Origin of the sequence: Streptomyces sp. P9(2023) (genome assembly GCF_032436795.1) — a bacterium.
Taxonomy (GTDB): domain Bacteria; phylum Actinomycetota; class Actinomycetes; order Streptomycetales; family Streptomycetaceae; genus Streptomyces.
Window position 1 is genome coordinate 1 of sequence record NZ_JAUPWM010000537.1, and the last position, 266, is coordinate 266.

1 protein-coding gene is annotated in these 266 nt (G+C 68.0%); it reads right to left on the reverse strand.

The window, feature by feature from the left end:
- Positions 1-264 (reverse strand): 4-hydroxythreonine-4-phosphate dehydrogenase PdxA (locus tag Q5762_RS38630; RefSeq protein WP_315896990.1); only part of this gene is annotated, 264 nt, incomplete at its 3' end.
- Between the last annotated feature and the right edge of the window lie 2 nt (positions 265-266).

Sequence of the window (266 nt, forward strand, 5' to 3'; positions counted from 1 at the left end):
GCCTTGCGACGCTCGCGTATCTCGCGTTCTTGATCCTGCGAAGCCGATGACCATGCGCGACGCGAGCGCCATCGCCTCGCGCATCCCGCGCGCGTCGGCGGTCCCCTTCCCCGCGCGGTCGTAAGCGGTGCCGTGATCGACGCTCGTGCGCACGATCGGAAGGCCGAGCGACACGTTCACCGCTTCGCCGAAGCCGACGAGCTTCATCGGGATCGTCGCTTGGTCGTGGTACGTCGCGGGACACTTCGAGGGCGTGCTCGCGATGT